The organism is Apibacter sp. B3706 (assembly GCF_011082725.1).
In the GTDB taxonomy this organism is placed as follows: Bacteria; Bacteroidota; Bacteroidia; order Flavobacteriales; family Weeksellaceae; genus Apibacter.
The window spans coordinates 380,145-402,035 of the sequence record NZ_CP049715.1; the positions used below are offsets into that span (position 1 = coordinate 380,145).

The 21,891-nt window shown below is 29.5% G+C and carries 19 protein-coding genes and 1 tRNA gene; 10 read left to right on the forward strand and 10 right to left on the reverse strand.

Annotated elements, in window-relative coordinates; genetic code table 11:
- Positions 1–63 precede the first annotated feature (63 nt).
- Positions 64–666 (forward strand): RNA polymerase sigma factor, encoded by a 603-nt coding sequence (locus G8C41_RS01760; RefSeq protein ID WP_166005924.1) that lies wholly within the window; start codon positions 64–66, stop codon positions 664–666.
- A 247-nt stretch (positions 667–913) separates the two neighbouring features.
- On the opposite strand, the gene G8C41_RS01765 is transcribed toward G8C41_RS01760, so the two are convergent.
- The 6 genes from G8C41_RS01765 to tsaE form a co-directional block, all read right to left on the reverse strand.
- Positions 914–1,585, reverse strand: a complete 672-nt coding sequence (locus G8C41_RS01765) for a DedA family protein (RefSeq protein WP_160567009.1) — start codon at positions 1,583–1,585, stop codon at positions 914–916.
- A 118-nt stretch (positions 1,586–1,703) separates the two neighbouring features.
- Positions 1,704–3,122, reverse strand: a complete 1,419-nt coding sequence (locus G8C41_RS10100) for a nucleoside recognition domain-containing protein (RefSeq protein WP_221411732.1) — start codon at positions 3,120–3,122, stop codon at positions 1,704–1,706.
- An 86-nt stretch (positions 3,123–3,208) separates the two neighbouring features.
- Positions 3,209–4,063, reverse strand: coding sequence for an acetyl-CoA carboxylase, carboxyltransferase subunit beta (gene accD, locus G8C41_RS01775; RefSeq protein WP_105298041.1), 855 nt, complete (start codon positions 4,061–4,063; stop codon positions 3,209–3,211).
- A gap of 81 nt (positions 4,064–4,144) precedes the next feature.
- Complete coding sequence (locus G8C41_RS01780) at positions 4,145–4,501, reverse strand: DUF4258 domain-containing protein (protein WP_160564188.1); 357 nt, start codon at positions 4,499–4,501, stop codon at positions 4,145–4,147.
- Between the two features lie 2 nt (positions 4,502–4,503).
- On the reverse strand, positions 4,504–5,697 hold the full coding sequence (locus tag G8C41_RS01785) for an alanine dehydrogenase (protein WP_166005925.1): 1,194 nt from the start codon (positions 5,695–5,697) through the stop codon (positions 4,504–4,506).
- Between the two features lies 1 nt (position 5,698).
- The gene (gene tsaE, locus G8C41_RS01790; RefSeq protein WP_166005926.1) at positions 5,699–6,100 is read right to left on the reverse strand and encodes a tRNA (adenosine(37)-N6)-threonylcarbamoyltransferase complex ATPase subunit type 1 TsaE; all 402 of its coding nucleotides are present in this window, start codon (positions 6,098–6,100) and stop codon (positions 5,699–5,701) included.
- 99 nt (positions 6,101–6,199) lie between these two features.
- Here tsaE and G8C41_RS01795 point away from each other — a divergent pair, with 99 nt between their 5' ends.
- From G8C41_RS01795 to G8C41_RS01805, 3 genes are all read left to right on the forward strand, one after another.
- Positions 6,200–6,397: a C4-dicarboxylate ABC transporter gene (locus tag G8C41_RS01795; RefSeq protein ID WP_105298037.1), complete on the forward strand. Its 198-nt coding sequence runs from the start codon at positions 6,200–6,202 to the stop codon at positions 6,395–6,397.
- A complete protein-coding gene (locus G8C41_RS01800; protein WP_166005927.1) occupies positions 6,387–7,280 on the forward strand; it encodes a PstS family phosphate ABC transporter substrate-binding protein in 894 nt (297 codons plus the stop codon). The genes G8C41_RS01795 and G8C41_RS01800 overlap by 11 nt, the downstream gene beginning before the upstream one ends.
- Before the next feature lie 87 nt (positions 7,281–7,367).
- Positions 7,368–9,026: a tetratricopeptide repeat protein gene (locus tag G8C41_RS01805; RefSeq protein WP_166005928.1), complete on the forward strand. Its 1,659-nt coding sequence runs from the start codon at positions 7,368–7,370 to the stop codon at positions 9,024–9,026.
- Positions 9,027–9,277: 251 nt separating this feature from the next.
- Here G8C41_RS01805 and G8C41_RS01810 read toward each other — a convergent pair whose 3' ends face one another.
- The 3 genes from G8C41_RS01810 to G8C41_RS01820 all read right to left on the reverse strand — a co-directional run bounded on the left by G8C41_RS01810 (position 9,278) and on the right by G8C41_RS01820 (position 13,677).
- On the reverse strand, positions 9,278–9,862 hold the full coding sequence (locus G8C41_RS01810; RefSeq protein ID WP_166005929.1) for a cysteine dioxygenase: 585 nt from the start codon (positions 9,860–9,862) through the stop codon (positions 9,278–9,280).
- Positions 9,863–10,075: 213 nt separating this feature from the next.
- The gene (gene lysS, locus G8C41_RS01815) at positions 10,076–11,776 is read right to left on the reverse strand and encodes a lysine--tRNA ligase (protein WP_166005930.1); all 1,701 of its coding nucleotides are present in this window, start codon (positions 11,774–11,776) and stop codon (positions 10,076–10,078) included.
- A 236-nt stretch (positions 11,777–12,012) separates the two neighbouring features.
- Entirely contained in the window at positions 12,013–13,677 is a 1,665-nt protein-coding gene (locus G8C41_RS01820) for a hypothetical protein (RefSeq protein ID WP_166005931.1), read from the reverse strand.
- A gap of 671 nt (positions 13,678–14,348) precedes the next feature.
- Here G8C41_RS01820 and G8C41_RS01825 point away from each other — a divergent pair.
- The 6 genes from G8C41_RS01825 (at position 14,349) to G8C41_RS01850 (ending at position 20,255) form a co-directional block, all read left to right on the forward strand.
- On the forward strand, positions 14,349–15,671 hold the full coding sequence (locus G8C41_RS01825) for an ammonium transporter (protein WP_166005932.1): 1,323 nt from the start codon (positions 14,349–14,351) through the stop codon (positions 15,669–15,671).
- Positions 15,672–15,775: 104 nt separating this feature from the next.
- Positions 15,776–16,354, forward strand: coding sequence for a sugar transferase (locus G8C41_RS01830; protein ID WP_166005933.1), 579 nt, complete (start codon positions 15,776–15,778; stop codon positions 16,352–16,354).
- Positions 16,355–16,368: 14 nt separating this feature from the next.
- Complete coding sequence (locus G8C41_RS01835) at positions 16,369–17,031, forward strand: HAD family hydrolase (RefSeq protein ID WP_166005934.1); 663 nt, start codon at positions 16,369–16,371, stop codon at positions 17,029–17,031.
- 28 nt (positions 17,032–17,059) lie between these two features.
- Positions 17,060–18,130, forward strand: coding sequence for an acyltransferase family protein (locus G8C41_RS01840; RefSeq protein ID WP_166005935.1), 1,071 nt, complete (start codon positions 17,060–17,062; stop codon positions 18,128–18,130).
- An 82-nt stretch (positions 18,131–18,212) separates the two neighbouring features.
- A tRNA-Arg gene (locus tag G8C41_RS01845) sits at positions 18,213–18,286 on the forward strand.
- A 337-nt stretch (positions 18,287–18,623) separates the two neighbouring features.
- Positions 18,624–20,255 (forward strand): M1 family metallopeptidase, encoded by a 1,632-nt coding sequence (locus G8C41_RS01850; RefSeq protein ID WP_166005936.1) that lies wholly within the window; start codon positions 18,624–18,626, stop codon positions 20,253–20,255.
- A gap of 303 nt (positions 20,256–20,558) precedes the next feature.
- Here G8C41_RS01850 and G8C41_RS01855 read toward each other — a convergent pair whose 3' ends face one another.
- Positions 20,559–21,884, reverse strand: coding sequence for a hemolysin family protein (locus tag G8C41_RS01855; protein WP_160564163.1), 1,326 nt, complete (start codon positions 21,882–21,884; stop codon positions 20,559–20,561).
- Between the last annotated feature and the right edge of the window lie 7 nt (positions 21,885–21,891).

Genomic DNA, 21,891 nt, shown 5'->3' on the forward strand with positions numbered 1-21,891 from the left:
AATTGAAATTATTAGATATATAGAATAAAATTTTACTCTATTAACTAACAAATATCATAAGTGATGATAAAAAGAACTGACTGTGAATTAGTTCATTCTTATATTAATGGAAATGAAAATGCTCTTAAAACATTGTTGAATAGGCATAAGTTAAAGATATATAATTATATCAATCGAAAGGTTAATAACCCGGAGTTAGCTGAAGATCTATTTCAAGATGTTTTTATAAAAGTTATATTAACTCTTAAGGAGAAAAAATATAACGAAGAAGGGAAGTTTCTACCATGGGTTTTGAGAATTTCACATAATTTAATTATCGATCATTTTAGGGTTTCGAATAAAACGAAAATAATTAACGAATCCAGTGGACAGAATGAGGATTATAATATATTTGATTTTGTAAAAGTATCCGAACTATCCATAGAGGATTTAATAATAAATGAGCAAATTAACCTGGATCTTAAAAGACTTATAAATGAGCTGTCTCAAGATCAAAAAGAAGTTTTAGAATTACGCTTTTATAAAGGTTTAAGCTTCAAAGAAATTGCAGAAGAAACAAATGTCGGGATTAATACGGCATTAGGAAGAATGAGATATGCAATTTTAAATCTAAGAAAACTAATTGAGACCAAAAATTTAACATTCATTTACAATAATAAAATTTAATTTAATATCGTTATCTATACTATAACAACTAGTAAAGAACAATATTCAATGTACAAAAAATCTATTAATTTGTCAAATGAAAGGAGAGGTCCTTCCGATTATACTATAAATTTAATATTAAACTTTTCAAAAAGTATAAAAATTATTGAATTAAGTAAAATTAAACAGTCAGTAATTTATTGCAATTAAAAGCAGCCGGTAGATATATATAATTTTATAAATTATATATATCTATTAGTTTTTAACATCAATTTTCTGAAATATCATTATTTTTTTGGAAAAATAACTTAACTACTACAGGGGCGGTGGTTACTATTACCATTACTAATACAATAGTTTCAATATGACGTTTCAAATCGAAATTAAATTCCTTAAGGAATATTTGGTAAAGATAATGTCCCGAAAATAATAAGGAAAAAGACCAAGCCGTTGATCCTAAAACATTATACAATAAGTATTTACCCTTATTCATCTGAACAATTCCGGCAATTATGGGTGCAAATGTTCTTAAAATAGGTAAAAACCGAGCAAGAATAATTGCTCTTCCCCCATGTTTTTCATAAAATTCTTTTGCTTGGAAAAGATATTTTTTTTTGAATAAAAAGGTATCTTTTTTATTATAAAGATAAGATCCGCTTTTTTTTCCAAACCAATAACCTATTTCGTTACCAATTATACCGGCAATTGAAATTAAGCATGATAATAAAAAAACACTTAAAAAATCTGATTCAATATAAAAAATTTCTCTTATTAATTCCTTACTGTATATACCTGAGAGGAATAATAAACTATCTCCGGGAAGGAAAAATCCGGCAAAGAGACCCGTTTCAGCAAAAACTATAAATAAAACTAAATAAATACCGCCTAACTTTATATAAAACTCCGGATTAACTAATTGGCCCCAACTAAAATCATTCATAGGAACAAAGAAAAATTAAATATTAACAGGTGCAAAGATATTAATATTTAATTAAGAAAAATATTGTTATAGGAGTTCGATGATGTGTTAAAAAAATTAACATATTTATAGTTAATGTCTACCCAAAGAAAAAATAGGTAATAAAAATGGCTGTGATTACGCCTAATAAATCGGTCAGCAAACCTGCAGTAAGAGAATATCTAATTCTTTTAATACCGACACTTCCAAAATAAAGAGCAACTATATAGAAAGTAGTATCTGCACTTCCCTGAAATATACAGGTAAGTCTTCCTACAAAAGAATCAGCACCATAATTTTGCATGGCCTCAATCATTAATGCACGGCTACCACTCCCACTAAGGGGCTTCATTAAAGCAGTAGGTAGTGCAGGTAAAAAATCGGTATTGATATGTAACGAGGATAAGCAATAAGAAATAGAATTAATTAGATAATCCATTATCCCGCTGGTTCTCAATAAACTGATAGCAGCCAACATGGCAACTAAATAAGGAATTATTTTTACAGATACTCCGAAACCTTCTTTAGCACCATCAATAAAACTATCAAAAACATTTATTTTTTTTATAAAAGCGCCTGTAATAAATACAACGGGAATTAGTAATAAAAGTACGTTGCTAATCACTCGAGAGGCTGTACCACGCTCAAAATTTATATATTCTTGGTTAGTTTTACAGATCAACTCAGGAGTAATTTTTTTATCTTTTACGTTAATCTCTTTCTGAAATGAATCAGGATATAATTTAATAAAATCTTCTACAGTTACATTTTCAACCGATACAGTTTGAGGGGTGATATGAGATACATACTCGACAGCATATTTTGTCCGAGAATCTGTGGAATATTTTATGAAATAGGAAAGCCCAAAAATCAGTACTAGAGCCCCTAGTAGACCGATCAATATTTGGCGACTAAATAGGTTTAAGCGTTGTTTAATTCCTACTATAATTATACCAAATAAAGTAGTGCAAAAAGTTCCAACAATACACGGTACGAATATATCGGTAGGATCTTGTGCACCATTTAAATAGCGGTAGAGCATAATGGAAGTCGGGATTAATGTTAGTCCCGAGGTATGCAAAACTAAAAACATAATCTGTGCATCCGTTGCAATATCTTTTTTAGTATTCAGTGTTTGCAAACTGTCCATTGCTTTTAATCCTAAAGGAGTGGCGGCATTATCCAGCCCAAGAAGATTGGCACTAAAATTCATCATCATATTTCCTATTGCAGGATGACCTTTGGGAATGGAAGGAAATAATTTGGAAAAAAAAGGAGATACCAGTTTAGAGAGAAAACGTATAGCACCTGCATTTTCACCAATTTTCATTATTCCTAACCAGAAAGTCATCATTCCTGCCAAAGGCAAAGCTATATCCATTACTGCAACTTTGGTAGTACTAAACAACCCGTCAACCATATGTTTAAAGATTACCGTATCTCCTAAAAACAGGAACTTAAGAATTCCTACAAAAAAAGATAAGATAATAAAGGCAATCCAAATATAATTAAGGGTCATTTATTTGAGGAGATTATAAATTTTTAGGTAATGGATTAAAAAAAGAAAAGCTAATAATTATTAGCTTTTTCTTTGTTTTTTATATTTTATTTAACTTCTTTATTCATTAACATGTCAACACAATGTGAAATGGTATTTTTTAAATCTTTTCTGTGTGCGATAATGTCTATAAAGCCTTTTTCTAATAGAAATTCAGAAGATTGGAAACCTGGAGGCAAATCTTTTCCGATAGTTTCTTTAATTACTCTTGGTCCTGCAAATCCGATTAATGCGCCGGGTTCAGCAATTATAATATCACCGGTAGAACCATATGAAGCGGTTATTCCTCCAAAGGTTGGATCTGTTAGTACAGATATATAAGGAAGTCCGGCATCACTTAATTGAGCTAATTTAGCTTCAACCTTTGCCAATTGCATCAAAGATAGCCCTGCTTCTTGCATTCTAGCACCTCCGGATTGACTTATAATTACATATGGTAATTTATTTTTAATACAGTAATCGATGGCTCTTCTAATTTTTTCTCCAACCGCTGATCCCACAGACCCTCCGATGAAACTAAAGTCCATACAAGAAATATATATTTCTTTTCCATTTACTTTACCTACCGCATTTCTTATGGCTTCAGTTAAATTAGTTTTAGATTGTGCTTCCTTTAATCGATCTTTATACGGTTTGGAATCGACGAAATTTAATGAATCTTTGCTGTGAACTTTTACGTCAAGTTCTTTAAATTTACCATTATCAAATAAAATTTGGAAATATTGGGAACTACCAATTCTAACATGAAAATCATCTTCCGGACTTACATAGAAATTAGCTGTTAATTGATCAGTTTCAATAATTTTCCCGGATGGAGTTTTATAGTATAATCCTTCAGGAACCTCCCTCTTTTCGCTAATGTCAGTACTGATGTTTTTTTTCTGTCTAGTAAACCATCTCATATATTCTGTTTTACATTTAGATTGTAAATATAGGAAAAAATTGTACAAACGGAATTTTATGTTAAAAAATCCTTAATAGGATTAATCAATCGTGTTTATGACTACCGTGTCTTTGCATTTAGTAAATGTAACTTTTAAGCTTTCATAATGAAGGACATAATGAGGACAAGGCAATGCTTGAGCATTACTCATCTTAAAATTTATTTTACCTTTACTAAGAACTGTATCTTTTATAAAATTGAGAGATATTTTTTTTAGTTTAAGACTTTCCAGACTTTGATTTGAAAATTTTAAAGGTTTGGTTTGTATTTCAGCTAAAACCCTGTCATTGGGCAAATATGACCAAGAAAATACCTTATTACCAAATACAAATAATATAAATACAAGACCCATAAAAAAACCCGTAAGATAGAGTCTTAATCTTTTAGAAAATGACATGCTTAAATAATTAGTAAATGAATGTCTTGATACGGCAGGTTGTACCAAGAAGCTATCTGTCTATTAGTAATTCTGCCTTTGTACATATAAATGCCCTGACAAATTCCACGGTTTTTTCTAAACATAGCTTCAAATCCTCCTTGATTGTTCAGATTAAGAAAATAACTTAAAAAGAAATTACTTAAAGCTTTTGAAGCGGTTCTTGCAAATTTAGAAGTGATGTTGGGAACACAATAATGTAGGACTTCATGTTTAATAAAAGCTTCATTTTTAGCATTTATTTCTGAGGTTTCAAAAACTCCTCCGTTATCAATGCTTATATCAATGACAACAGATCCCGGTTTCATTCTTTTAACAGTATTTTCAGGTACAATAATCGGAGCCCTAAGTTCTCCCTTTAAGCAACCAATGGCAACATCGCAGCGAATTAACGCTTTGCTGAGCTCTTTCGGGTCTATCGTAGATGTATATAACCGTCGTCCCAGTAATTCTTGAAATCTTCTAAGTCGAGTAATAGAATTGTCAAACACTTTTACGGTGGCTCCTAACCCTAAAGCCGAACGTGCGGCGCTTTCTCCCACATTTCCTGCTCCTATAATTACTACGTTGGATGGTCTAACACCGGTTATTCCTCCTAGTAAAAGACCATTTCCCCCATGAGTTGAAGACAGTAATTCAGCGGCAATAAGTATGCTGGAAACACCGGCTATTTCACCAATAAGTCGTACAATGGATAATTCATTATGGCTGTCTCGTATATATTCAAATCCTAAAGCCGTAATCTTTTTTTTAGAAAGTTCTTCGAAATATTCTTTGCATTGAGTATTTATTTGTACAGCAGAAATCAAATAGGAATTTGGCTGCAAGTGCTTTATTTGATCTATGGATAAAGGTTCAACTTTTAAAATGATGGGTTGAGACAGAACCTCTTTAGGGTCGTATGAAATTGTTGCCCCTGCCTCGGAATATAAAGCATCGGAATAATGAGCCCCTAAACCGGCTCCACTTTCCATTATGATATCAATACCATTAGAGCTTAGAACAGAAACAGCATCGGGAGTGAGAGCAATCCTGCTTTCAATCAAATGATCTTCTTTAGGAATACCAATACTGCATTTTCCTCCTTTTTTTATCACTTCAATTCGTTCCTCCAGGGGAATCAGCTCTTCTTCGGAAAAAGGTGTATAAATACCCATATTAGTTAAATGTTAAGTGCCTGGTTTGATCCATCAAATTTAATAAAATTTTATGATGTTCAGGTAATTCATTTTCACATATATCCGGCCATTCTATAAAACAATAATTATCGGAATCTATGTATTCATAAAAACCAATATTTATTAATTCTTCCATATATTTAATTCGATATAAATCAAAGTGATAAATTCTACCTGCAGGACACAGGTATTCATTTACTAATGAAAAAGTTGGACTGGTTATGGTATCGGGGCATTCAAGTGTTTTGCATAAATATTTTACTAAAGTGGTTTTTCCGGCACCTAGATTTCCCTTAAGTGTAAAAATTTTATATTTTGAATTTGAAATTATTTCTTTAGCAACATCTTCTAAGTCTGAAAATGTATTGATAACATAATCCATAAAATTTATTTTTTAAAAAGATTATAAGAATAGTAACTGCAAAAATAAGTAAATAAATATTTTTATATTTGTTATTTAGAATTCTTCAAAAAAAGAAGTATGAAGCTAAGTTATAAATCACTTTCCATATTTATTGGAATTGGGTATTTTATAATAGGAATATTAATTATTGTTTATAAAAAGTTTTTTATTGAATTAGAACCTGAATATTCTTGGATTTTAGGGGGATTATTAATAGTTTACGGATTTTTTAGAGCTTACCGAGCGACTAAATATATTAGACAAAATGAACAATAGATTAATAATCAGACCCATAGTATTTTTAGCTTTTTTAATTATATGTATTTCGTGCCAAGAAGATATAAAAAAGAAACAAGCGTATAGGCAAGGGAATATAACTTTAGCTATTGATCCGTCACTTATGAATTTAGGCTCTGCTTTAGTTGAAGTTTTTCAATCCTCTTATCCCGAAACAAAAATTTTATTCAAGCCGGAAGTTGAAGATTTAGTGATCGCTGATCTTTTGAACGGTAAGGTTTCCTTAGCAATGACTACCAGGGATTTATCTTCAGAAGAAGCCGGGATTTTATATAATCATACCAACGTTACTTATATTTCAACACAAATAGCATGTGATGCAACCATTTTTGTTGTGTCAAAAGAAAGTTCCATTAAAGAAATTGACCAAACTTCTTTAAAATCAAATATTATTTCAAATGATAGTAAATTTGTATTTGATGGAGGAAATTCAAGTAATTTTAATAATTTAAAAAAAAAATTAGGGTTTAAACTTACTAAAAATCAAAAAATTAACTCATTTTCAAATGGAAAAGAGGTGATCCAATTTATTAGTAAAAATAGCTCTCATATAGGAATTATTGGTTTGGATGTATTAAGTGAAGAAAATAGTAATGAAGTTAAGGAGTTCCTTTCAAAAGTGAGAATATTGCCTATAAGAAGAGCGGATGGTAATTTAATAAATCCGACGGTGCCTAATTTGCGTGAAGGTATATACCCTTTCACCAAAAGAGTTTTTCTATTAAATGCTGAAAACAGTTTTAAAATAGGGAGCAGTTTTTCAAGATTTTGTGGCTCTCAGAGAGGACAGCTTATTGTTAAAAGGGCAGGACTTCAACCCTATTATTTGTATGAAAGAAGGATTGAACTTCATGGAAGATAAATTTTAAAAAATAAATAATTTTAATACTATTAGAATACAAATAATAGTTAAAAATAAAATAAAAAGAAAAATAAATAAAAATTTAGAATGAATTACGCGAAAAAAGAAATAGGTGCAACATTTGTAATCTCTGCTTTGATGTTATCAGGATTTATGAATGCACAAAGTATTCAAGAAGGTATTAAGTATTTAGGAAATGATCAATATAGCAAGGCTAAAAATACTTTTGAAAAATTAGCAGCTCAATCACCATCAGCAGACAATTATTATTATTTAGGGGCATATTATTTATCAATTTCTAAACCTGATCTAGAAATGGCTTCACAATATTTTAATAAAGGTTTGGCTTTAGATCCAAAATCTGATTTAAACAAAATCGGATTGGCGACAATAAAATTATATCAAGGAAAAAAATCGGAAGCAAATGCAGAATTTGAATCCATCGCCAAAGGATCTAAGTACAAAAATGCGGATGTATTATTTCAAATATCAAATGCCTATCAATTATTTACTAATAAGCCGGAAAGTACAGATTATGATAAAAGTATCGAATATGGCCAAAAGTTATTAGACTTGGTTAAGAATAAAGATAAGTCCGAATACTATATAGTTTTAGGAAATGCCTATTTTGAAAAAAAAGATCCGGGTAAGGCGGTTTCCAATTATACCAAAGCCTTAGGAATTGCCGAAGATAAATCCATACCTTATGCATTAATAGGAAACATATGGGGGCGAACCAACGGACAAGGAAAATTAGCTTCAGAAAATTTTGACAAGGCCATAGCAGCTAATCCTAATTATCCATTAACATACAAATATTTGTCAGACTTTAATGTGAGAAGCGGTAATTATAATGAAGCTTTTAAAAACTTACAAAAATATATTTCTTTGTCAGGGAACAACGATGCCGAAACACAATTTGAATTAGCTAAAGTTTCCTATTTTATTAAAGATTATGCAAAGTCTTTAGATTTACTGACTAAAAATTGGAATGATATATCCGATCCGTTAAAATTTAAGTTAAAAGCATTGGATTTAATTGAAAATTCTGATTTTTCCGAAGCCTATAAAAATATAAATCAATATTTACAAACCATTCCAGAATCAAAAAGAGAAGGTTCGGATTATGGAGTTTTAGGAAAAATACAATCCTCATTAATTAAAACTGCGAGCGGTCAAGAAAAAGAGGAATTAACTAAAACCGCGATATTAAATCTAACCAAAGCCATCGGTCAAGGAGATAAAACTTACGATTACCAATCAATTCTTTTATCCTTACAACCGGGAGCTAAAACAGAAGCATCTATAACTAATTCCAAAATCGAGGCTTTGAAAAAATCGGTTGCGGCTGATGCCAACGATACAACTTCATGGTATAATTTAGCTTTAGAACAATACGAAGCTAAAGATTACTTAGGCTCTGTTGCTTCATGGGATCAATTGATTTCTCTAATTCCTACCTGGGAAGTAGCTTATGCCGGAAAAGGTATGGCATTATACGCGTATGATTCGAGTGATAAAAGCGGTCTTACAGCTCAAGCCTTCCAAAAATATATTGATATGGTTGAACCGAAGAAAGAATATTCAGCCAATGAAAAAGCATATTTAGCTATTGCCTATACATTTTTCGCTTACAAAGAATATCATGAAGGAAATAAAGATAAAGCAGAAACTTATTTGAACAAAACATTATCTGTGGATCCTCAAAATGCAGATGCTTTAAATCTTCAAAAACTTTTACAATAATTTTTACAATTAACAAGATTAAAAGGCTATTTCATTTAAATGAAATAGCTTTTTTTATTGTTAAACTTTATAAGTTGTAAAGTTCAAAAAAATTAGAAAATATAAGTTTGGATTTAATATCTGAAAAGGTAGAGATTGAATTCTTGGTTGGGCTTTAAAATTGACGGATATGAATTAATATCTAATTAAAAAATTCTAACTCATATTGAGTTAGAATTTAAATATTTTAAAATTATACTAGATTATACTAGTTATAATTGAGTGATTTTCTCGTAATTATCTTCAGGTAAATTCCATGAACAAGATGTAGCCTTATCATTTAAGATGGCTATTTTTCTATTTTCATAATCAAAAATTCTAACACCTTTTAAAGAAGTTTGAGGAGTATGATAGATATGTAAACTAACAGATATTTCCGAAGAATTATTAACTACCGAATGAATACCCCCTAAATCTTCAGGAAAAATAGCACCTTCAGGAGCTACGCCTTCCCCTTCGTATACTATGAAATTTTTATCTTCCAAGTAACTAACTTCTGTAAGATTTCCTTTTAAAACTTTTATTAATCCGTCGTAGTTTAAATGGTCATGAATGGCCGTTTTATTATTTACCCCCCAAAGCATTAAAATCGCACAGCATTTATTAGCATAAATAGGTAATCGAACATAACTGCCTTCCGGAACATTTACTTTATTAATAGAAAAAGCTGCATCGTAATCATTAAAATTATATTTAAATAATTCTGATGCAACTTGCTCATAATCAGAGTTACTTAATTTTAGATTTTCTATACAGCTAAGTAATTCTTGACTTTTATTTTTAAATATCGTTTCCATAATCATTTATTTATTTTGATTTTAAACAAAGATAATAAATATGAATTTAATATCATCTAATTCCTATAGATTTAGTGGTAAATAAAAACATTTTTTTTAGTTCATTTTTTCAAATTGACTTGTAATAGAATGTATGGGTTCTAAATTCAATATATTTTAATTTAAAAAGGCTATCTAAAAAGATAGCCTTATAAATGTTATTTCAAAATATTTTTATGAAATTAATTCAACTGTTTTATTTTCATTAGTAACAGTAACAGTAATCAATGAATGTTTAGAAAGCGATTTCATGGCTTTGTCCCATTTTTTTCCACTTAGTCCGGCCAAAGATTTTAATTCATTTAATTCCATAGAAGAATTATTATTTTGTAATAATTTGATAATAATTTTTTCTTCCTCAGAATGTTCGATGGAAGAAACTTTTTGTTCGGGTTTCATTTGCGGGAAAAATAATACTTCTTGTATAGACGGATTATTAGTAAGGAACATAATTAATCGATCCATTCCTATACCTAAACCTGCAGTCGGAGGCATACCGAATTCCAATGCACGTAAAAAATCTTGATCAATAAACATTGCTTCATCATCTCCTTTTTCAGACAATTTTAATTGTTCTTCAAAACGTTCTCTTTGATCTATGGGATCATTTAATTCTGAATAAGAATTGGCGATTTCTTTTCCGCAAACCATTAATTCAAAACGTTCGGTTAATTCAGGATTATCGCGGTGTTGTTTGGTTAATGGAGACATTTCTTTGGGATAATCAGTAATAAAGGTTGGTTGTATAAAATTACCTTCACATTTTTCTCCAAATATTTCATCTATGATTTTTCCTTTACCCATAGTTTCATCCACCTCAACACCCATTTCTTTTGCTGCATTTCTCAATTCCTCCTCAGATTTTCCTGTTATATCAAAACCCGTAAATTTTTTAATGGCGTCAGTCATGGAAATTCGGGCATATGGAGCTTTAAAATCAATTTCATGCTCGCCAAATGTTGCTCGGGTTGTTCCATTAACTGCTATGGCGCAATGTTCCAATAATTGTTCAGTAAACTTCATCATCCAATTATAATCCTTATAAGCAACGTAAATTTCCATTGCAGTAAATTCAGGATTATGCGTTCTGTCCATTCCTTCATTTCTGAAGTTTTTAGAGAATTCGTAAACACCTTCAAAACCGGCAACAATAAGACGTTTTAAATATAACTCATTTGCAATTCGTAAATATAATGGAATATTTAAGGCGTTATGATGGGTTATAAACGGTCGAGCCGCAGCTCCACCGGGAATGGATTGAAGTATAGGGGTTTCAACCTCAAAATATCCTTTATCATTAAAAAAGGATCTCATAGCATTAAACAGACGAGTCCGTTTAATAAAAATATCTTTAATATGGGGATTGACTACTAAGTCAACATATCTCATTCTATATCTTAATTCAGGATCATTAAATGCATCATGGACTTTTCCTTCTTCATCAACTTTAGGTAGAGGAAGCGGTCGCAATACCTTTGAAAGAAGTTTAAAATCGTTAACCATTACGGTTTTTTCGCCCATTTTAGTAACAAATAATTCTCCTTCAACTCCTATAAAATCACCTAAATCGAGCAATTTTTTATAAAAATCGTTATATTTAAATTTATCATCGTCGGGACAAATTACATCTCTGTTAAAATACAGCTGAATACGCCCGCTGGTATCTTGCAGCTCAGAAAAACCCGCTTTTCCCTGAATACGATTAGACATAAGTCTTCCGGCAATCACAACCTTCTCTCCTTCTTTAAATTGATCTTTTATTTCTTGGGCAGTATGCGTAACTTTATATTCTGCAGCGGGATATGGATCGATACCCGCATCCTTAAGTTTTTGTAATTTTTCTCTTCGAATTAGTTCTTGTTCTGAAAGTTGCATAATAACAATTTTATCGTGCAAATTTAGTAATAATCTGTAAGTCCTTTAAAATGTTTACCGTATTTATTTGCTATTCTTTTTAAAAATTCTTCATGATAACTTATATTTCTTAAGAAAAATTTAAATATTGATAATTTTTTAATATTATACGTTTTGATTTTTTTGAGGAAATATTATATTTATAAAAAAAGGTAGACAATGAGCGTCTACCTTTACTAATATATTACTAAGAAAAATTACCTTACAAAAGCAATTTCAGTAACCGGGCTTCCGGTCAATGGGTCTAATATTCCATTTGCTATATATCCGTTAGCATCTTTAATAGTTATATTTTTAACATAACTAATTTTAGATATATTGAAGAAATTGATTTTTCTGAAAGGAATACACATATTGAATTTAAATGAGTTAGAAGTTACATTATATGGCAGCACTTTAACTGTTTTATTAGACTCAAGAAGAGTACCATTATCAGCATATACATCATAAGTTATTTCTAAATCACCGGAAATAGTTTTTCCTGGTAAGCTGTATTTATAATCTAACAAAACATCATATCCAAAAGAGGTCAAACCGCTACATGGTACAATGGTTGCTTTACCCGCTTTAAAATTTGAAAAAGAAACAGAATTAACATAGTCTCCTTTTTTCCATATATTTATAGATTTTTTGAAAATATCGGTGCTATAGGCAGGTAAACCTAAACTTGAAAAAGTGAATGCCGCAGAGGTATAAACGGTTCCTTGTGAAAAACTTTTAGAGTCATCTGAAGAAGTTCCGTTACCGATATTAGAAGTTTTAAGTCCTACAGTTATTTTACCTTTAACATCAATTAATTTAGATTGGAAAACTTGAACTTGAGGTATGATGATGAATTTCATATCGGTTAAAACTTCTCCGTATAAATTGTTATTAAATCCGTATATTTTTTGAATTCCATTTTCATAAATATAATCCGGATTATTATTAAGTGTGAATTTAACTCCTAATTTTACATTACCTTCTGCTTTAAAGCTCACGCTAGATCCTCTATAAACGTTTGCTTCAATTTCAGTTGGAAAATTAATTTGGTTTACACTAATTTTAACCGGAACGTCTCCTAAATATTTGCCGGTAGGAATTTTAATAGTTACACTATATTTTTTTAAATAATCGATCAGGATTTGTGGAACATTATCGATAAAATCATGAGAAAATTTACCTTTAAAGTCTTTATCTAAAGTTAAAGTTGGATTATATTCTGTATGGCTGTTATAATACATTTCAATTACGCTAGGTATAACGCGTGATTTATCAAAACCTAATTTTACAGCTATAGAAGGGGTTAATTTACTGTCCGGATTAAAAATTAGCCCTTTTACACGAAATTCTTTATTAAAAATCAAAGGATGAAAAACGTATTCTTTATCGTATGCATTTTTAAGTGCAAGTAAAGAACTATTCTTATTAGTATCATCAATATTTAAAGATAAGCTTAACGTACCGTTTTCAAAAACATCGCCTATATTGGCATCCGTTGTTTCTAAATTATATATATCATTTTTCTGATTAATTGAGGTGATATTTCTTATATACGTCGAATCTTGGGTAATTAAATAAACGGTATTACCCGGGATTAATTCTTTACCGATTTTTTCAGATATGTTTTGTAAACTAATAAATCCTCTTGATAACTCCTCTTTAGTACTAAGAATAGAACTATTTTCTGTATTCAAGGTTACTAAATTAGGGTTTACTTCTACATTATCAAATGAATAGGTAACTCCTTGTATAGAGCCGGACTGATTGATAATTTTCTTATCATTCAAAGAATGAGAAGGTGATGATCCATCATGTAAGTCTTCATTATTACATGAATATAGCGCTAAAATAGTGCTAAGTGTTAAAAGAATTTTTTTCATAAAAATTGTTATTAAAAAATTAGTAATTCATTTAAAATCAGTTGTTTATAACTTTCATTAATATAGTTTTTAATTTCAGATAAATATATATTATTTTTTAATATATAGAAATAAAATATATTAATATTTATCTAAATATTTTTAATATATAATTATATGGTAGTTTATATGTAATAATTTTTATAGAATTGGTGTTTGCGGGAGAAATGTTTAATACTAAATACATTTTTAAAAGAATTTTGCAAGTCTAGTTTGAAAAGAACTTTTGGGTTTTATTTTTAAAATATTATTGAATGAATCGCAAATATTATAAAAATTTTTAAAAAAAATTATATAAAATAAATTTAATTTTAGTGGTTGCAGCTGTTTATTGATATAATTTTATAGTTTTTTAAATTGTATGAATTTATAGGGTAAAAAATTTTTTAAATAAAATATACGAATAGTTCTTTGAATAAGAGATAAATATATTAAACGATTTAAATAATCAAATGTTTAGATTAAATTTTTATCCAATATAATATATAAATGCAATAAAAATAAATTGTGGCATTAAAAATAGGGGTTTATCTTATAATTTATTAAGATTTATAATTTATACCCATTAAAAAACATATGTTTATTTTGTTTTTAATTAAAAAATTATATTTTTGCTGTATAAAATATTGGGTATGCGTAAATATATTTTAATTCTAATTTTAATATTTGTAGGTTTAGTAAGCCTTTTTTCAAATACATTATTTTCAGCAGAGTCTTCAAAAGCAGTTGCAGAAGGCATAAATTTTAATTCTGCTGATGTAGCTTGGATGTTAGTAGCTTCAGTGCTTGTTTTTTTAATGACTCCCGGAGTAGGTTTTTTTTATGGAGGAATGGTTAACAGTAAAAATATAATAAGCACTATATTTCAGAGCTTTATAGCTATGGTGACAATAACCGTTTTATGGTTTATCTTTGAGTTTGGATTGGCATTCGGACCGGATATAGGGGGTATCATAGGAAATCCATTACCTCATATGTTTATGCAAGGAATTGGAACAACTTCTGCCTGGGTAGGAGCGCCTACGATCCCCATACTTTTATTTGCCCTCTTTCAATTAAAATTTGCCATTATAACTCCGGCATTAATTTCGGGAGGTGTTGCAGAGCGTATAAAATTCTGGGGTTATTTATTATTTATAGTTATGTTTTCAATTTTTATTTACTCCCCCCTGGCACATGCTACATGGCATCCGGAAGGAATATTGGCAAAGGCAGGAATATTGGATTTTGCCGGAGGCACGGTGGTTCATATGAGTTCCGGTTGGGCGGCCTTAGCAGGAGCCATTTTTTTGAAAAAAAGAAGAGATACAACTCTAGCATCTGCACAAATACCTTATGTAATTTTAGGGGCCAGTTTGCTTTGGATTGGTTGGTTTGGATTTAATGCGGGATCATCGTTTGCAGCTAATGAGTTAGGTGTACTAGCTTTTGCAAATACAACGGCAGCCTCTGCTTTAAGTGCTCTAACCTGGGGATTTTTAGAAAAAATAAATGGAAAAAAATTATCTTCAGTAGGAGTTTGTGTAGGAGCTGTAGTGGGTTTAGTAGCTATAACCCCGGGTGCAGGATTTGTTTCTTTAGGACATTCATTGTTTATCGGATTAATTGCCAGCGTGATTAGTTTTTACATGGTTAAATTTTTCCATACTAACGGTGTAGATGATACCTTAGACGTTTTTCCTTGTCATGGAGTGGGAGGTATGGTAGGAATGCTCTTAACCGGAGTTTTCGCGGATAAGTCTATAAATGAAGATATTCCTTCAAACGGATTGTTTTTTGGAGAGACCACATTGTTTGTTAATCACTTTATAGCAATGATTGCCGTTTCCATATTTGTTTTTTTTGGAACGTTGTTATTATTATTTATTGTAAATAAAATTATTCCATTAAGAGTTGACCCTGATAAAGAAGAATTAGGTTTAGATATATCACAACACGGTGAAAAAGTTTTTTAATAGTTATTAGAATATTTATTCAATGTTTATTTTAAAAGGTGCTTAATAGGAAAAGGATTTCGTAAGAAATCCTTTTTCTTTTATAATTTTGTATAATAAATAGTATGAAGAAAAATAAAATTATAGCAGATTATTTATTAGCATTAATATGCTTTATTATTTTTCTTGTCCCCATGATAATTATATTTATTGCGGTTACATTTGACACAGGTATGATTGGAATCTTTACTCAAAATAGAATAGGTAAAAATGGTAAACATTTCAATTTGTTCAAATTTAGAACGATGAAAGGGGTATATACATCAACGGTCACTACAGATAAAATGCAAATCACCCAATTAGGTAAATTTTTAAGAAAATATAAATTGGATGAATTACCCCAAATTTTAAATATTCTTATGGGTGATATGTCTTGGGTGGGTCCCAGGCCCGATGTTCCGGGTTATGCGGACAAATTAGAAGGGGAAGATAAAATTATTCTTTCCGTAAAGCCTGGGATTACAGGTCCGGCTCAACTAAAATACAGAAATGAAGAGGAAATTTTATCTAAAGTTGAAAATCCACAATTATACAATGATACGATCATTTGGAAGGATAAAATTAATATAAATAAAGATTATGTGAAAAATTGGTCTTTAAAGGAAGATTTTAACTATATGTTTAAAACTATATTTGTAAAATAAAAAAAAATAAAATTATGACTAAGTTGGCTATTTTTGATTTAGACGGAACTTTACTTAACACGCTAAATGATTTAGCTGATTCATGTAATTATATTTTAGAAAAAAATCATTTACCGGTACATGCTTTAGATTCATACAAAAATTTTGTTGGTAATGGAATGACTCAATTGATTGAAAGAGCTTTGCCATCCGAATTAAAAAGTGATCTCGAGGTAATTGAAAAAATTAAAGATGAATTCATTAAATACTATACTAAGCATTCAGATATAAAGACAGCACCCTATGACGGAGTAATTGAAATGTTAAAATCACTGAGTTCCATGAATATAAAACTGGCAGTAGCATCCAATAAATTTATGGAAGGTGCTCAAGCATTAGTAAAAAAATATTTTAGTGAAATAAAATTTTCATCTGTTTTTGGACAAAGAACTAACGTTCCCATGAAGCCGAATCCACAGATTGTTTACGATATTATGAATGAATTAGGTATAACAAATAAAGAAGAAATAATTTATGTTGGAGATACCGGAACAGATATGCAAACAGCTGTAAATGCAGGCATAACAAGTATAGGGGTTCTATGGGGATTTAGATATGAAGAAGAACTTAAAAAATATGGAGCCGAATACATAGTAAAAAGACCTGAAGAAATTTTAAGGTTGGTAAAAAATAATTAAAATCTAACTGCCATAAGTAAATTAAATTATGAAAAATTCAAGAGTGCCTATATTAGATGGACTTAGAGTGTTAGCTATAGGAATGGTTGTTTTAGGACATTATTATAATTTTTCAAAAAATGAAATAGTTAAATTTTTAGCTTATCAAGGATATTTAGGGGTTCAAATCTTTTTCATTATATCCGGTTTTGTTATTTCTATCTCATTGGAAAATTCTAAAAATTATCTACAATTCTTAAAAAAAAGATATATTCGGTTAGCTCCGGGGATGTTTATTTGTTCAACATGTACTTTCTTATTTTTTAGTTATATATACAAAGGCGAAGGATATTACAGTTCTAAAAATATAATTAATTATTACATAGCTAATACATTTATAGATCCAAATTTCGTAGATATATTCGTCGGTTATACCAAATATTACTATATAGATAATGCATATTGGAGCTTATGGGTTGAGGTGAATTTTTATTTTTTAATAGGATTTTTATATTTTCTGTCGCCTAAAAAAATGATAAGAAATTATATATTGACTTGTATAATAGGCATACCGATTTTTCTTTTATTTTCAAGTGAAATGGGACATGAAATTTTGAAAAATTTTATATCCCCGGAAAAAATTAAATACTATAAATTTGTCAGTAGAGGATTTATTTTTTTTCATGAATGTTTATGGTTTCTTGTGGGGCTTTTTTTATATAAATTATACAACAATAAAAAAGAATATAAGAACTTAAGCATAATGATTATATTGATAGTTATTTTAACAATTTGGGGGAAAGATATAAAGCTATTGTTTATTTACCTTTCCATTTTGTTATTGTTTTTAATTTTCGTTTATTTTCCAAAATATCTTTCTTTTTTAAATAATAAATGGGTTTGTAGATTGGGCGTTGCCTCATATTCTTTATATTTAATTCACTATCATATTGGAGTTGCTGCCATAAATAGTATCTATAATTTTTTAGGAAAGGAAATACTTCTCATACCTTTACTTATTGCTTCATTAGCTTGCATTTTTTCATTACTAAGCTATAAGTATTTAGAAACCCCTATATCCAGAGTTTTAAAAAAAGTATTATTAAATAAAAAGACTTGAAAGAATAATGAAAATTCATTGAAAAATTCAAAAAGATTTTAATAGAAAAAAAAATTTTATTAGCTTTGCACGCAAAATAAATGGCCGCGTAGCTCAATTGGATAGAGCGTCAGATTACGGCTCTGAAGGTTGAGGGTTCGACTCCTTCCGCGGTCACTAAAGTAAGTCATTTTAAACGAGTCAAATAGCTTGTTTTTAATGACTTTTTTATTTAATGTACAATGCTTAATCAAATTTCATCAAAATAGTTTGTCAGGATTTACTAAATGAATTTAACTACCTAATAAGTAATTTGACTTCAAATGTGAAATACGTTTAAATTAAAGTATTGTTCATTATTGTCTAAAATTTTTTAAACCAATAGGTATTATAAGCTTTCCATTGTTCTAAAATTATTTTTACAATAATTAAAGCAAAGTACAAGATACTTACATCCTATACGTTCTTTTATATAATTAGTTTAGCAAATAGATCCATCGTTAAAGTATTCTTTATGAAATCTCTTAAATTTCAATACGTTATATTTTTATTCTTCCCTCTAATTTTTGTTGCTCAAGAAAGAGCCTTATTTATATTTAAAGATTCGATAGAAAGTAATAAAAATAAGTATATAGATCATTGGGATGTAAAACATTATGACCTAATCATTGAACCGGACTTTAAAGCAAAATTTCTAAAAGGTTCAAACAAAATTAAATTCCAAAATAAAGGATCTGAAATAATTCAAATAGACCTTCAAAATCCAATGAATATTGATAGTATTTTGACTGTAAAAAATAACCGTGTACCCTATATAAAAAAAGGAAATTATTACTATTTAGACTTAAGTAGCGATGCAGAAAAAGAAAATGTCGATCAGGAACTTATTATTTATTTTAGCGGAAAGCCTAAAGTTGCAGAAAATGCTCCCTGGGATGGAGGTTGGATATTTTCTAAAGATAGAAATGGTAAAGATTGGATGACCGTTGCTTGTGAAGGCATTGGAGCTAGTGTGTGGTTTCCATGCAAGGGCTATTTGGGAGATGAGCCGGATGAAGGAATGACCTTAACTATTGTTACCAATAACCATTTAAAAGGTATAGGCAATGGGAAACTTAAAGATAACTGGAATGAATCACAAAAAAATTATTTTAAATGGCAGGTGATTAATCCCATAAATTCATACAATATAATTCCCTATATAGGAGATTACGTAAATTTTAAAAATGAATATAAGGGAGAAAAAGGAAATTTAGAATTAAGTTATTGGGTTATGCCTGAAAATTTAAATAAAGCAAAATTCCAGTTTTCACAAGTAAAAAAGATGCTTGAAGCATTTGAATATTGGTTCGGTCCGTATCCTTTTTATGAGGATGGTTATAAGATTGTTGAAGCGCCTTATTTGGGCATGGAACATCAAAGTGCAATTGCTTATGGCAATAATTATAAAAATGGCTATTTAGGTCAAGACAGAAGCGGCACGGGTATAGGATTAGAATGGGATTTTATTATAGTTCACGAATCCGGACACGAATGGTTTGGCAACAATATTTCTAATGCGGATATTGCAGACATGTGGATACATGAAGCATTCACTACCTATTCGGAAACGTTATTTGTTGAATATTTTTATGGAAAGGAAAAAGCAAATAGGTATATAATAGGACAAAGAAAGAATATTAAAAATGATATTCCCATTATAGGAACGTATTCTAAAAATAAAAAAGGAAGTACAGATATGTATGATAAAGGAGCCAATATGATACATACCATAAGACAAATTATCGGAAATGATGAACTATTCAGAAATATACTCAGAGGTTTAAACCAAAATTTTTATCATCAAACTGTTACTTCGAGCCAAATAGAAAATTACATATCAGAAAAATCAGGAATTAATTTTTCTAAAATTTTTGACCAATATTTAAGAACTGTAGATATACCCGTATTAAATTATTATATAAAAGATAATACCTTATTTTATAAATGGTCAAACGTTGTTAAAGGCTTTTCAATGGAAATAAACACGTCTATAGGTGAAATTAAACCTACAGAAAATTGGAAATCCGTCAAACCTAAGAATTTAACCAATAAATTTTATGTTGATGAAAATTTTTATGTTAAAGTCTATAAATCAAATGAATAACTTATTTCTTTTTTAACTTTTTAATGGTAATAATTGAAATACTTATAAATCCTATAATTGTAGCAAAAAGATAGGTTAAGAACATAAAATTTAAATACTTAGAAGGTATGGGATCATACCAATAGATAATAATCATTTCTGCTGCCTGAAAAAATAGTAATATACCGACTATGTATAAAATAATGAAAAACATATACTTCATTATATCGGTAGTTTTTAGTAAAAACCGATAAAGCATAAATGAAATAATAATAAATCCAATAAAGAGCAAACTATAAATAAAGTAAATCATAAAAAATAGTATTAATCAGTAATTTCATCTTCAGCGGAACTCTCCTCGTTTTCCTCCGTAGAATTAAGTTTTTCCATTAATACTTTATCTATTCTATTTGCATCTTTATCTACAATTTCAAATGAAAATCCGTTATAATTGAATTTTTCGGCAACTTCAGGAATATACTCCATGTGATAAATAATAAATCCGGCTAATGTAACATATTCATCATCGTCTAATTCTATAATGGTATCATCAAAAAAAGAATTTAAATCTCTAATTCCTATATTACCGTTAACTAAATATGAACCATCTTCACGTTGCACAATTTCTGTCTCCTCTTCATCGCTCTCAGGCATGTCACCTACAATACCTTCAATAAGGTCTTGCAAAGTGATAATACCTTGAAAAGTACCATATTCATCTACAACAAAACCCATATGCTGTTTATTTTTACGGAATTCCTGTAAAATATCAACAGAATGCATATTTTCATGAATGAAGATCGGAGTTTTTAAAATGGATTTGATATCAAAATTTGGTGTATTTATATTTTCATAAAATTCTTTTATTGCCAAATAGGCATTAGCTTCATCTAAATTACCGTCACAAACTGGAAATTTGGTAAAATTGCTGTCTTTAATTTGCTTTTCAATTTCTTCGAAACTATCTTTTAGATTAATCCATTCAACTCTTTTGCGGTATGTCATTAAACTTTTTGCTTTTTGTTCTGAAAAAGCAAAAACATTCTGATGCAATTCACTTTCCTCTTTTTCTAAAACCCCTTGTAAACTTGCTGTCTTAAGCATATAAATTAGTTCGTCCTCAGAAATTTTTTCACCTTCCACATTTGAAATTTTAAATATCTTGTTAAATATATGGGTTGAAAATGAAAGGATTTTAACAAACGGATACAAAGCCATTGAAAAAACTTTGATAATTGGAGCAACAGTCAAAGCTATTTTTTCAGGATTTCTCATGCCGAAAGTCTTAGGAATTAACTCTCCCAAAACTATGGACACATAAGTAATCAATGCTATAATTACCATATAAGACAGTTCATTAGCATGGGTTGCTGTCAATGAGAAATGCTCAAAAAATGGAGTAACGTATTTTACTAAGGTAGCGCCTCCATAAGCACCCGATACAATACCGATCAAAGTTATACCCACTTGAATAGAAGATAAAAAATCTTCCGGTTTTTCTAAAAGATTGAGTACTATTTGAGCCTTTTTATTTCCTTTTTTAACTTTGTTTTCAATTTTTTGCCTCTTTACAGATACTAAGGCAATCTCAGATATAGCGAAAAAGGCATTTAAAAGAGTTAATAATAAAAGAATTCCTATTTCTAACATTTTAATA